Below are 13001 nucleotides of genomic sequence, written 5' to 3'. Positions count from 1 at the left end.
TCGGGGTCAGCCATCCCGCACGCGCCACGCCGTTGCCGGTTCCATTCAGCCCCAGCCTTTATAATTCCAGCCTCACTCTGGAGACCCACGCCGATGCGCCACTGATGCCCCCGTCTTTCTGACGGCCTGAATCTTCCCGCCCCTGCGCGCAGGGGGAGTCGATGGCATCTGCTGGAGGTCTGCATGACCACGTATCCGCTCACGCTTGATCGCGTGACCTGTCGCCTCTCGGATGGGCGCACAGTGTTTTCCGAACTGTCCTTTACGTTCGACCCTGTCCGGACCGGTCTGGTGGGCGCCAATGGCGTGGGCAAATCCGTGCTCGCACGCATCCTCGCCGGGCAGCTTCAACCCAGCAGCGGGCGCTGCCACAGTGAGGGAAGGGTGACCCTGCTGCCGGCGCTGAGTGGCACGGTGCAGGGCAGCGTGGGCGAACTGGCGGGCGTAGCAGAGGTGCTGGCCGCCCTGGCACGCATCAGCGCCGGCAGCGTCAACCCGGCGGATTTCAGCACCGTCGATGATCGCTGGGACCTGCGGGAGCGGCTGCAGCAGCAGTGGCGCCAACAGGGCCTGCCGGATGACCTGGATCCGGAGCAACCGGCAGCCCGCCTCAGCGGCGGCCAAGCAATGCAGGTCGCGCTGTCCGGCGCCTGGGCCAGCGGTGCCGACTGGTTGATCCTGGACGAGCCCAGCAATCATCTGGATGCGCGCCGGCGCAGCGAACTGGAGACCCAGCTGGCGCGCTGGCGGGGTGGCCTGATCGTCATCAGTCACGACCGCGCACTGCTGGACCACATGGAAAGCATCGTCGAACTGGATGGCGGTGGCCTGCATCGGTTCGGTGGCGGCTATGCGGACTTCGTGCAGGCCAAGGCCACCCAAGCGGCGGCGGCGCAGGCCCAGCTGGACCACGCCCGCAACGCGCATCGCCAACAGCAACGACAGGCACGCGAGCAACACGAACGCGCGCAGCAGCGGCATTCGCGGGGCGAGCGCAGCGCGCGCGATGCCAACCAGGCTCCCATCCTGCTGGGCCTGCAGAAACAACGGGCGCAGGCCAGCGCCGGGCGCAACGCGCAACTGCAGCAGCAGCGTCTGGCCGGCAGTGCGGAGCGCGTGCGCACGGCAGCGGCCAGCGTGGGACGCGCGGCCGAGCTGATGGCCTTCGCGCCGGATGCGGGCCATGGCACCCAACGCGTCGCCCGGTTGGACGCGCTGGTGCTCCCAAACGGCTGCGCTGAACCGTTGGATCTTGTCCTGCAGCGCGGCCAGCGCGTCGCCCTGGTCGGTGACAACGGCAGTGGCAAGTCGACCCTGCTGCGCGTGCTGGCCGGCCAGCTGTCGCCACGCAGCGGTGCCGTGGAGGTCGCGGTACCGTCCGCCCTGCTGGACCAGCACCTGCGTGCGCTGCCGTCATCAGGCAGCGCGCTGGATGCCCTGCAGCGGGCCAATCCGGGCGCGGCCCTGCACGATCTGCGCACACGCCTTGCCTTGCTGGGCCTCGATGCCCAGCGGATCGAACGCACGACAGACACCCTCAGCGCAGGCGAACGCCTGAAGGCCGCGATGGCGTGCGCGCTGTATGCCGATCCGGCTCCCGGCCTGTTGCTGCTGGACGAGCCCGGCAATGCGCTGGACCTGCAGGCGCTGCAGGTACTGGAAGACCTGCTGCAGCAGTACACCGGCACCTTGGTGATGGCCAGCCACGATGCCCGCCTGCTGGCTGCCATGCGGCCCACCCATGTGCTGCAGGTGACCCCGCGTGGATGGACCCTGAACCCGTGGCCGGATGGCGCTGCGGACCATGAAGCAAATGTTACTATGTAACACCACGTCGCCTCCAAACCCTTCCCCATGAAAACCAACGCTGCCCTGCTCGACGCCGGTGCCGTCGCCCTGTCCAGCCTGTGCCTGTTGCACTGCCTCGCCCTGCCCCTGCTGGCCGCGGCCCTGCCCTTGTTCGGCGCCTGGGCCGAAGCCGAGTGGGTGCACTGGGTGTTCATCAGCATGGCGTTGCCGCTCACCGCGTTTGCGTTGTGGCGCGCGCACCGCCAGCACGCCCTGCCGGCCATGGCGTGGCTGGGGGCCGGGCTGGGGCTGGCCCTGCTGCTGGCCGGTGCCCTCGAATTCCCCAGCCATGACAGTGAAACCGCCGTCACCGTCACCGGCAGCCTGATGCTGGCCGCCACCCACGTGTGGAATGCCCGGCGGCGCCACCGCCAGTGCTGACCCCGCCGGATCATCGGCACGCGCGTCAAATACCCGACACCGGTTACTGTAGGGACCGGCCAGCCCGGCCAGACAAGCAAAGGAGAGCGTGCGATGGCAGCAAGGGGAAGCGCCCTACGGCGTAGCGTGGCGCCGTGGATGGGCCTGTGCAGTTGCCTGGGGCTGCTGGTCGGCGTGCTGGTGGAGCATGCGGCACGCCTGGTCGGCGCAACCGGCAACAGCCCGATGGCGGTGGGCGTGCTGGCTGCTGCCATGTGCGGCTTCGGCCTGATGCTGGCCTCGCGCGTGCGCGAAGAGCGCTGGCCGTGGCTCGGCTTGGCCGGTGCCGCGTTGTCATCGGCGCCGCTGGTGCTGTTCCTCGCCTCCATGCTGATGTTCTGAACCACGCGCGATATCGCACAGCGCAGCGCTGACTCCCGGCCTACACTAGGCGGCCTGCCTGTCGCCTGACCGATCCCGTGCCCCATTACACCGGCCCCCTGCTTACCCGTGATTCCGCCGCCCTGCTGCAACGCGCTGCCGATGGCGGTGCCGCCACGTGGCACGGCTCGTTGGATCTCGGGCGCAGCGAAGAAGACGTTGCGCTGGCGGCGGATGGCTTCACCTTCCGCGGGCACGTCTATGCGTGGCCCGGCAAGCTCAAAGACCGCACGCTGTACTACTGGGACGACGATGCGTTCATGCCCATCTCGCGTTTCAGCACGGGCCTGATCAAGCTGGTCCCCACCGACTGGGGCGCACCCACCTTCGAGATAGACGGCATCAAGATGCTGCCCACGGCCAAGGTATCGCCCTTCGACGATGCACGCCGCAAGGTGGAACTGGTGGCACCGGCCGGCAAGGTCGTGCTCGATACCTGCGGCGGCCTGGGGTACTTCGCGGCCTGCTGCCTGGAAGCAGGCGTCAGCCAGATCCGTTCATTCGAAAAGAACCCGGACGTGCTGTGGCTGCGCACGCTCAACTCCTGGTCACCGGACCCGGATTCCGCCGGTGCCGGCGGCCGGTTGCACCTTGCCCAGGGCGACGTGTCGAAAGAAATCGAGTCCATTCCCAGCGGCACCGTGGATGCGATCCTGCACGACCCGCCGCGGTTCGGCATCGCCGGCGAACTGTATTCGCAGGTGTTCTACGATCATCTGGCGCGCGTGATCCGCAGCGGCGGGCGCCTGTTCCATTACACCGGTGCGCCGAACAAGCTCACCAGTGGCCGCGACGTGCCACGCGAAGTGTCCAAGCGGTTGGAGAAAGCCGGTTTCAAGGTCGAACTGGCCCTGGATGGCGTGCTGGCGGTGAAGAAGCACTGAGCCACGAAGCAGGCGCCGACCCACGGCCCGCGCCTGCCGACAGGCGATCCGGGTGTGCTCCGTTTCCACGGCGACGCGCGACAGGCACTGCTCACGCAGCAGTCAACCTGGCCGACGCAAGCTGCCGTAATCTGGACAGGCAATCACCGAATCTGAGGACGACATGGCCGATCCCCATTCCCATCTTCCTGGCGATGAAGCCGAGCGGCAACGTGCACTGGATGCACTGCACATCGTCGGCAGCCTGCCAGAGCCGGCGTACGAAGACATCGTGCGGGTCGCCGCTGCGGTGTGCGGTACGCCGATGGCGCTGGTGACGCTGATCGATCGCGACCGGCAGTGGTTCAAGGCCCGTACCGGCGTGGAGGGCAGCCAGACCGATCGCAACGTCGCCGTGTGCGACCACGCCATCCGCCAGCCTGAAGACCTGATGGAGATCGGCGACCTGCAACTGGACAGCCGCTTCGCGGAGAACCCGGTGTTGAAAGAAATGGGCGCGCGCTTCTACGCCGGCATGCCGCTGGTGACCGGTGACGGCGCCGCCGTCGGTAGCGTGTGCGTGGTAGACCTCAATCCACGCGAACTCAACGACACCCAGCGCGATGCCCTGAAGGCCCTCGCCCGCCTGACCATGGCCCTGATGGAAGCACGCAGCCGCGAACGCGAGCAGGCGGTGGCGGAAATCCTCAACCAAGGCCTGGAGCTGGAAGCGTCCAACGCACCGGGGAGTGCGGGCGAGTACAGCGTGGTGATCCTGGAACTGCAGGACCTCGACGCGCTGTCCGCGCGACTGGGCGAACGCGGGCTGGCCAAGCAGCTGCAGGCGCTGGACCTGCGGCTGGAGCAGTGCCTGCAGCCCGCCCGGGGCGACAGCATCAACCGGGTCACCGGCAGCGGCGAGTTCATCGCGGTGCTCGGCACCGAACAAGCCGCCGACACGCTCACCGCCCTGCACGAAGTAGCCGAAGAGATCCGCCACACCCTCGGCACCCCGCTGCTGATGGGCAGCGCCGGCACCCGCACCGGCGAACCCACCTCCGCCGTGTTCCTGCGCGCCGACCAGGCCCTCAGCGCCGCAAAAGACGCGCACCCCACCGAGCGGTAGAGCCGATGGGTAGAGCCGACTTCAGTCGGCTGAAGCCTTCCCCATAAACCCACCGGTAGAGCCGACTTCAGTCGGCTGAGGCATTTCCCCATAACCCCACCGGTAGAGCCGACTTCAGTCGGCTGAGGCTTTCCCCATAAACCCACCGGTAGAGCCGACTTCAGTCGGCTGAGGCATTTTCCAGCAGCCGACTGAAGTCGGCTCTACCCCCCCCACATCATCCCCTCAACCCGTCACTCGTAATCCACCTTCGCCAACACCTTCACCCACGCCGGCACGTCCGGCTCCCCGGCATAGAACTCCTTCGGCTTCTTCTCCGCCATCGCCCAGCGATGCAGCCAGCTCGGTCCGTACCGTCCGTCATACCCCTCCGCCCCGTGCGCATATGCCGGGTCGCGCACTGCCTCTTCCAGGCTGACGAAGCGATACCCACGCCGCTTCGTCGCCGCAACCAGCTCGGCAAACGTCGCCGCGTTGAGCTCGTTCGCATGCATCAGCCACACCTGCGGCAGCGCATATCCCAGCAGCGACTGCGACTGCGCCTCGTAGTAATCCAGCTTGTTGAGCATGTACGGCACATAGCCGCGGCGCAGCTGACGCAGGGTCACCTCGCGCGCCGGCGAATCAGGCTGCTCGTTTATCACGTTCGCGTACGCGAACGCCCATACCCACTCACCGTTATCCACGGTGACCGGCGCGACGCGGTAGCCGTGCTCGCTGAAGAACACGTCCATCTGCCGGCGGTCCTCCGCCGTGCGGCCCACGCGCAGATACGGGTGGCGCATCCACGTCGGCGTCAGGCCCCGCTCGGCCAGCAGCGGCCGCAGCACCTGCTCCCCACGCAGGAAGTCACGCTGGAATGCCTGCACGCCTTCGGCATTCAGATCCATGTGCGAATACGTGTGGTTGCCCAGCGCATAGCCGGCATCCAACCAGTCCCGCAGCATCTGCACGCGCGCCGGCTGCACCCTCCCGTCCACTTCCAGCTTGTTCTCGTTGACGAAGCCCACGACCGGCACGTTGGCCTGACGCAGCTGCGCCATCAGCGCTTGGTGCCGCACCTGCAGGTCCGGCGGACGGATCTCATCCAGTCGCGCCCAAGGCAGGTCATCGATGGTGACGGCGATGCGGCGGTCGACCTCGGCGGCCTGCGCGATGCCGCAGACAGCCAGCAATAACCACACACACGAACGATAGTTCATCCCACGGTCCTGCCCGGCACGGGCATGAAGAGCAGGCCTGAATTTACCGCTGTTTGGTGGCCCACATGTTGTCCACCAGGTTCGGATACGGCCGACCGTTCTCTTCAGCCCGCTGTTTCGCCGCCTCTTTCTGCGCGGCGGTAAGCGGCGTGGACTTCTGGCCCTTGGGATTGGGCTTCTTCCAGGGCGGCGTCGTGGATTTGCGCATGGCCAGGCGGCTCCAGCGAAGGAAAGAAACAGAATCGCCCGGCCATCCGACCGGGCGACTCGCAACACGTTACCGGCAACTTACTTCTTCAGGAAGTTCAGCAGGGCCAGGTTGAAATCATCGGCATGACTGACATTGCAGCCATGCGGTGCATCCTTCAGCACGACCAGCTCGCTGCCTGCGATGGCCTCGTGGGTACGCTTACCGGAGCCCTCGAACGGAACGGTGCCATCACTGTCGCCATGGATGACCAGCGTCGGCACAGTGACCTTCTTGATGTCGTCGCGGAAGTCCGTGGTGGCGAAGGCCTTCATGCAGCCCAGCGCCGCAGTCTGGTCGGACTGGTGGGCCAATGCGATGGCGTCCTGACGCTGCGCCTCGGTGACCTTCAGCTTGCCATTGGCGCTGAAGAAGTCCTTGGTGAAGTTGTCGAAAAAGGCCTCGCGGTCCTTGCCGAGTTCCGCCGCCATACCATCGGCCGCTTCCTGCGTGAGCGGACCATCAGGATTGTCGCTGGTCTTCAGCAGGTACGGCGGCACCGCCGCGGCGAACACCACGCTGTGCAGCCGGCCTTCGCCGTGGTTGGCGATATAGCGCGCTACTTCGCCGCCACCCATCGAGAAACCGACCAGAGAGACGTCCTTCAGGTCCAGATCGTCGATCACGCCCGCCAAGTCAGCCGACAGCGTGTCGTACTCATAGCCATCCGAGGGCTTCTCCGACCGGCCGAAGCCGCGGCGGTCATAGGCAATGACGCGGTAACCGGCATCGCGCAGGATCGGCACCTGCGCCTTCCAGGAGTCGGCCGACAGCGGCCAGCCATGGATCAGCACCACCGGACGACCGGTGCCACCGGAATCTTCAACGTGAAGGCGAACGCGGGAAGCAGTCATGGACACTCCATGGAAGGGATTGGAGCGCCCACGCTAAACGGGATGGGCTATGTGGGCCGTGAAAGATTCCGCGCGGGCCGTGACACCGCCTGCACGGAGCAGAGGGGCGCAGAGATCTCGGTAGCGCCGAGCCGCGCTCGGCGAAATGCATGAAGCACCGCGCAGGGCGCTCGCCGAGCATGGCTCGGCGCTACCACTCCACCACCTTGCGGAACTGACGCGATCGATATCCACGCCCGGCGCGTCCCCCGCTATCATGACAACACCCGCGATCGCGCTTGCCGCCCGCGGCATGACACAGATTCCGCAGGACAGCAGCACGCATGACGCAGCACTGGAAACCCTCACGCCTGGCGATGTCCCTGCCCCGCACGCAACCGTGGTCGCTGCAGCTGCAAGGCGACGTACTGGTCATCACGATCGGCGACACCACGCAACGGCTCCAACTCGGTATGGATGCACGCGTCCAGGTGAAGCCCGGCATGCTGTGGGCCAGCGTCAACGTCCAGCGTCGCGAGGGCCCTCCGCTGCTGCTGGAAGGCCTGTCCAACGCGGACGCCAAGGCGCTGTCGAACGCACTGACCCCCCATGACGACACACAGGATCGCGCTGCGCGTGGCCCTGCCTTGCAACGCATCCTGCACACCATGCGGCAGTGGAACGGGGATGCCGAAGATCTGCTGGCACAGCACCGTGCGCAGCGTCGCTGGATCAGCCACGACGACCGACAGGCCTTGCAGGACAGCCGCCCGTCGCTGGACACGGACACCGCAACGCTGCACGCACTCTTCAACGACCCGGCTGCACATGCCGATGAAGACGAACACGAAGCGGCGCTGATCGAGCTGGACCTGTGGGAACAGGACTGGACCGGCGCCTGCGAAGCAGTGAATGCACAGATTCTGGCGATCGAGCGCAATGACGCGCGGCCCCTGCTCGACCACGTCGAGAGCCGACCGCTCACCGACGAGCAGGCGCACGCGGTCATTTGCTTCGACAACCGCGTGCAGGTCGTCGCCGCGGCCGGGTCCGGTAAAACCTCCACCATGGTGGCCAAGGCCGCGTATGCCATCCACCGCGGCTACGCCGAACCGCGACAGATCGTCATGCTCGCCTTTAACAAAGAAGCCGCAAAGGAGTTGCAGCAGCGTGCCGACCGGTCGTTCGCGCGCATCGGCCTGGAAGACCACGGCGTCGAGGCCCGCACCTTCCACGCACTCGGCCTGCATATCATCGCCAGCGCCACCGGACGCCGGCCGGACGTGCCCGATTGGGCCGTCGATGCCGCGCTGGGCTTCAACAAGCTGGCCGAACTGGTAGACCAGTTGAAGGACCGCTCGCATGCGTTCCGTACCCAGTGGGACATGTTCCGGCTGGTGTTCGGGCGTGACCTGCCCTTGCAGGGTGGCGCGATGGCGGCCGATGGCTGGGAAAAGGATGGCAGCGGTTACGTGCGCACCCTGCGGGGCGAGCGCGCGCGCAGCGTGGAAGAGTGCGTGCTGGCCGATTGGTCGTTCTACAACGGCGTGGACTACGTGCTTGGCCGCGCGCGATCCTTTGACGCCGATACCGAGGTCTTCAAGGCGCAGCAACCGGACTTCCATTACCCCGATGCCGACCTGGACCACGAGCATCTGGCCGACGACGAAGCCCCTACTCCGCGACGTGGCACGCCGCAGCCCGACGGTGCCCGGATGATCGAAACGACCTCGCACCACCTGCGCATGGGCTGGGCCTTCGATGACCTGGCTGAAGCACTGAGCGCAGGCGGCGTGGTGCCGGACCCCAACCCGGACCGCGACATCCCGGACGAGGGCCAGAAGCCCATGCCGGATACCGAACTGGTCGGCCTGATGCGCAGCTTCATCAGCCACGCCAAGAGCAACGCACTCAGCCTGGATGATATGGCCGCGCGCCTGCGCGACATGCCCGATGACCAGTACAAGGAACGCCACCGACGCTTCCTGCAGATTGCCGTGCCCGTGCTGCAGGCGTGGGACGACGCACTGGATGACGCACGCGCCATCGACTTCGAAGACATGCTCAACCAAGCGGCCGAGCACCTGGAGCAAGGCCGATTCGCATCACCGTACACGCTGGTGATGGCCGATGAATTCCAGGACGCCTCACGCGCCCGCGCCCGGCTGTGCCGCGCCCTGGTGCAAGAACCGGGTACGTACTTCTTCGCCGTCGGCGACGACTGGCAGTCGATCAACCGGTTTGCCGGTGCGGACGTATCGGTGATGACCCAGTTCCGTGCATGGTTCGGCCATGGCCAGGTGCTGCGGCTGGAACAGACGTTCCGCTGCCCGCAGGCGCTGTGCGATGCGTCCAGCCACTTCGTCAGCGCCAACCCGGCGCAGATCCGCAAGCGCGTGCGCTCCACCACGCCGTCGTATGGGCCCGTCCTGCAGGCGTTCCAGGTCGCCACGCGCGAACAGTTGAACGATGCCATCGCCCAGTACCTGCAGCACCTGCACACGCAGTGCCACACGGGTGCGCTACCCGCCGGCCGCGACGGCAAACTGCGGGTGTTCGTGCTGGGCCGCTACAACGCCGACCGGGCCTTCGTGCCGAGCAACTGGCAGGCACGCTTCGGCACCACGATGGAGGTCAGCTTTCTGACCGCCCACCGCAGCAAGGGCATGGAAGCGGACTACGTGATCCTGCCTGCCCTGCTGGACCGCGCCTTCCCCAACCTGCGTGCGGACGACCCGGTGCTGTCCTTGGCCATGCCGAGCGGCGATACCTTCCCGCTGGGCGAAGAGCGGCGCCTGTTCTACGTCGCGCTTACCCGCGCACGTCGATCAGTGGCGATGTTCACCGTCAGTGGCCGACGCTCCCCCTTCCTGGATGAGCTGGAACGCGATGGGGCCGTCAGCGTGACCACGGTGGATGGCCTGCCGATCAAGGAACAGCGATGCCCCGCGTGTGGCACCGGCGTGATCGTGAAGAAGACCGGCAAGTACGGGGACTTCCACTCGTGCTCGGGCTACCCGCGGTGCGAGCACAAGCCGCGGCTGACCGCCTAAAAGCGAAGGCCGGGTAGAGCCGACTTCAGTCGGCTGGGGGTTTGCACGGAGACTCCTTCGCTTGGGACCGTGCGGACCGAAGTCCGCACCTACGGGGCCTGACGGTCTACGGACGTCACCGGCTCCTCCACCGTTGATCTACACCGAGGGGTTGGTCCCCCGTGCTCAGCGGATGCCGTACGTCCCCCGGGCTACAGCGCGATGCGCGCCACGCTCTCCTTCGCGCCCTTCGCTTCGTCGTCGCCGTTCTTGATGGTCACGTACAGCACGTTGTTCTTCGCATCCAGCGCCAGGCTGTTCGGGTGCGTCGGCACCGACCACGTGCCGATCTGCTGGTAGGTGTCGCTGTCGTAGCCCGTCACCGATCCCGCCTCGCGGTTGGTCACGTAGAGGCGCTTGCGCGAGGCGTCCAGCAGGATGCCTAGCGTGCCCGCGTCGGCCGGGATGCTCGCCAGCTCCTTGCCCGTATTACGGTCCAGCACCAGCACGCGCTTGCCCGGGTGCTTCGATGCGAAGCCTTCAATGCTGCTGCCCTGATACTTGCGGATCATCTCCGATCCCTGGTCGGTGATGAACAGGCGCGGGCTCGCCGAGTCCAGCGCGATGTTCATCGGCTGCTCGGCGGTGACCTTGTAGCGCTGCTCCACCTTACCGGTATCGGTACCGGCCACCACCACTTCGCCCAGCAGGTTGCTGGTGTACACGCGCTTGTTGGCGGCATCCAATGCCAGGCCGGGCGCCTTCGCGTTGCCCAGGCCGGGAATGGTGTTGAGCAGCTTCAGGGACTGCGTATCCACAACGAACAGCACGCTGCCCTCGCCCGAGTGACCGGTGACGTACAGGCGGCTGTTGGCACCGTCCACCACCAGCTCGCGCAGGTCGTGGGTGTAGCTGGCCTTGCCGTCCTTGCCGACCTTCTTTTCCATCAACTGCACGATGCCGATCGCCTTGCCCTGCGCGGTGTCGACCACGGTCACCGAGGTATCCACCGTGTTGCCGACGTACAGCCGGTCATTGGCATCGTCCAGCACCACGCCGAAGCCCTTGCGCTCCAGCGGGATGCTGGCCTGCACGGCCAGCGTGGCTGGGTCCAGCTTCAGCACCTGGGCCGGGCCTGCGTCATCGCCGAACCCACCGGACGACGCGACATACACGGCGTTCTGCTTGGCGCTGTAAGCCAGCTCGTACAGACCCTGGGCGACGGCGCTGCGCTGCACGGCGGACTGCGACGCGGCGGACGCGGGCGCGGCCTGGCCGGCGGCGTACGCAGACGGCGCGGCGATACCCACGGCAATGGCCACGGCCAAGGCGGCGCTCATGCAGAGCGAGGTCGTACGCGGTGGCTGGGAGATAATGGAATTCACGGAAGCGTCCTCGTGGGAGTCAGGAGAAGAAATCCTTGGCTCGCACGGCCGCGTATGCAGTGCAATGGCACTGGAGCGACCGCCCACACATCAGTAGCGTGGTCAGGCTGGCTGGGTAGGCCCATGGTAACAGGGCTCCATCACTCGTAGTATTCGCACAACGGAGGGGCTGCATGATCGCTAATACGGGGATGACCTCGATGGAAAACGATGCACTGCAGAAGATCACCGGACGCCTCGCCGAGGCAGCTCGGGACATAGACGCGGCAGACTGCAAGGAGGATGCGAAGGCCGTGCTGGTCGGGCTGGCATTTCACCTGCAGACAGTCATCGCGAGGATGGATAACGGATCGGCAGCAGAGGGTCCATGGAGCATCGAACATGCCCTGCATGAGCGCTCCATTACAGACTACGACCGGATGCAGAAATACCTGTCGGCCGTTGGGACAGCGCTCGCGAATGAGGGTCGATTTGCCTGGATGCTACGCAACAAAGACAACGAGCTGGAGGCGCTGAAAGCACGCATGCGTCTGGTCACATCAATGGACCTCGCCCTGCAGCACTTGATTGACCTGATGCAGTTCGACGCGACCGAGAGGGTGCCGATCGACATCAGACAGGGATTCCAGTTTTCCAGTGGCTCCATGAGCTACGGCCGCATGTACTTCCAGCCGAGCAGCCCAGATGACTGATGGCATTCGACTCACGCCAGATGCCCTACTCGCAGAGCCGACTTCAGTCGGCTGCCTTTGCTGGTAGAGCTGACTTCAGTCAGCTGCCTCTGCCACCGGAGCCGACTGAAGTCAGCTCTACCCTCCTCCGACAGGTCAGCCCATGCGCACGGCGGCGGCCTGCTGTTCCTGTACCTGCGCGTGATCCTGCTGCTGGGCGACCTGCTGCTGTGTCTGCGTCAGCCGCTCGGCCTGCGCCATGGATTCGTGCACGGGTGTCTGTGCGGCCGTGGCGGTCGGCATGCTGGCGCGTAGGTGGGCCGGGTCTGAGGGTTCACCCTGCACGACGAAGACATTGGTACCGGTATGGCCTTCCGCATTCGGGCCGCTCAGCAGCACGTGGTCCACGCGGGACAGGCCGTTCTCCTTGGCCAGGCAGAACAGGCTGCCGCACATGCGCTCGCTGGCTTCATCGGGCGTGCGGCCGTGTTTCGCGTCCAGCGTGGCAACGCCCTTCGACACCTGCTCACCCAGTGCGCGATCATTGCTGGTGTAGAGCCACTGCTCGAACGTTTGTTTTGGCATCGGATTGTGGTCTTCCTTGTTCAGCGGACTGTCCGGGAAGGGCGCTTCGATGCTCTGGATCGCAGGTATGTTCTTGGTTGGCTGGATGATGCCTTCGAAGTTATTGAACTCAACGCCTAATGTCTTGGTGTGGAGGCCTGCGTGGTTCAACGCGCCCCAAGCATAGTCAGTACAACTGTTAAAGAAGGAATCGTATTTGGCGCCCATACCGTGCTCCACCGGTGCTGCCGCGTACTCACGGATCTTCTCGAACTGATCCTGAGTGATCTCCATCGTTCGGGCGTAGTAGGGCGAAACATACGTCTCGGTGTCGGTTGTGACCGTTGAGCCCAGATAGCCACCTCCCGGGATGCGCTCCAGAGGCTGCCAACCGGCACTCATCCGGTCGTCTCCATGCACTGTCTCCAA

12 protein-coding genes are annotated in these 13001 nt (G+C 65.8%); 7 read left to right on the top strand and 5 right to left on the bottom strand.

The genetic code is table 11. From position 1 onward, the window contains the following. The first annotated feature begins 183 nt into the window (after nt 1–183). The 5 genes from IFT58_RS15875 to IFT58_RS15855 all read left to right on the top strand — a co-directional run bounded on the left by IFT58_RS15875 (nt 184) and on the right by IFT58_RS15855 (nt 4638). Nucleotides 184–1827 carry an ATP-binding cassette domain-containing protein gene (locus IFT58_RS15875; protein WP_192096038.1) on the top strand — a complete coding sequence of 548 codons (1644 nt, stop codon included), beginning with the start codon at nt 184–186 and terminating at the stop codon, nt 1825–1827. Between the two features lie 27 nt (nt 1828–1854). After that, nucleotides 1855–2229, top strand: coding sequence for a MerC domain-containing protein (locus IFT58_RS15870; RefSeq protein WP_188325917.1), 375 nt, complete (start codon nt 1855–1857; stop codon nt 2227–2229). 93 nt (nt 2230–2322) lie between these two features. Next, nucleotides 2323–2610 (top strand): hypothetical protein, encoded by a 288-nt coding sequence (locus tag IFT58_RS15865; RefSeq protein WP_188327396.1) that lies wholly within the window; start codon nt 2323–2325, stop codon nt 2608–2610. A gap of 77 nt (nt 2611–2687) precedes the next feature. Beyond that, complete coding sequence (locus IFT58_RS15860; protein ID WP_192096036.1) at nt 2688–3533, top strand: MnmC family methyltransferase; 846 nt, start codon at nt 2688–2690, stop codon at nt 3531–3533. Nucleotides 3534–3696: 163 nt separating this feature from the next. Beyond that, nucleotides 3697–4638: a GAF domain-containing protein gene (locus IFT58_RS15855; protein ID WP_192096034.1), complete on the top strand. Its 942-nt coding sequence runs from the start codon at nt 3697–3699 to the stop codon at nt 4636–4638. Between the two features lie 233 nt (nt 4639–4871). On the opposite strand, the gene IFT58_RS15850 is transcribed toward IFT58_RS15855, so the two are convergent. The 3 genes from IFT58_RS15850 to IFT58_RS15840 form a co-directional block, all read right to left on the bottom strand. Next, entirely contained in the window at nt 4872–5840 is a 969-nt protein-coding gene (locus tag IFT58_RS15850; RefSeq protein ID WP_192096032.1) for a polysaccharide deacetylase family protein, read from the bottom strand. A gap of 43 nt (nt 5841–5883) precedes the next feature. Continuing rightward, complete coding sequence (locus tag IFT58_RS15845) at nt 5884–6048, bottom strand: hypothetical protein (RefSeq protein ID WP_188325913.1); 165 nt, start codon at nt 6046–6048, stop codon at nt 5884–5886. Between the two features lie 80 nt (nt 6049–6128). Then, nucleotides 6129–6941 (bottom strand): alpha/beta hydrolase, encoded by an 813-nt coding sequence (locus tag IFT58_RS15840; protein WP_192096029.1) that lies wholly within the window; start codon nt 6939–6941, stop codon nt 6129–6131. Between the two features lie 323 nt (nt 6942–7264). Here IFT58_RS15840 and IFT58_RS15835 point away from each other — a divergent pair, with 323 nt between their 5' ends. Continuing rightward, nucleotides 7265–9973 (top strand): UvrD-helicase domain-containing protein, encoded by a 2709-nt coding sequence (locus tag IFT58_RS15835; protein ID WP_192096027.1) that lies wholly within the window; start codon nt 7265–7267, stop codon nt 9971–9973. A gap of 191 nt (nt 9974–10164) precedes the next feature. On the opposite strand, the gene IFT58_RS15830 is transcribed toward IFT58_RS15835, so the two are convergent. Further along, nucleotides 10165–11292 carry a YncE family protein gene (locus IFT58_RS15830; RefSeq protein ID WP_192096084.1) on the bottom strand — a complete coding sequence of 376 codons (1128 nt, stop codon included), beginning with the start codon at nt 11290–11292 and terminating at the stop codon, nt 10165–10167. A gap of 218 nt (nt 11293–11510) precedes the next feature. On the opposite strand from IFT58_RS15830, the gene IFT58_RS15825 reads away from it, so the two are divergent. Then, nucleotides 11511–12029 (top strand): hypothetical protein, encoded by a 519-nt coding sequence (locus tag IFT58_RS15825; RefSeq protein WP_192096025.1) that lies wholly within the window; start codon nt 11511–11513, stop codon nt 12027–12029. A gap of 135 nt (nt 12030–12164) precedes the next feature. On the opposite strand, the gene IFT58_RS15820 is transcribed toward IFT58_RS15825, so the two are convergent. Then, nucleotides 12165–12974, bottom strand: coding sequence for an XVIPCD domain-containing protein (locus tag IFT58_RS15820; protein ID WP_192096023.1), 810 nt, complete (start codon nt 12972–12974; stop codon nt 12165–12167). Nucleotides 12975–13001 lie beyond the last annotated feature (27 nt).

Origin of the sequence: Stenotrophomonas sp. CFBP 13718 (assembly GCF_014842145.1) — a bacterium.
GTDB lineage: Bacteria > Pseudomonadota > Gammaproteobacteria > Xanthomonadales > Xanthomonadaceae > Stenotrophomonas.
The sequence above is the reverse complement of the archived record's forward strand: the minus strand, read 5'-3'. Positions and strand labels throughout refer to the sequence as shown.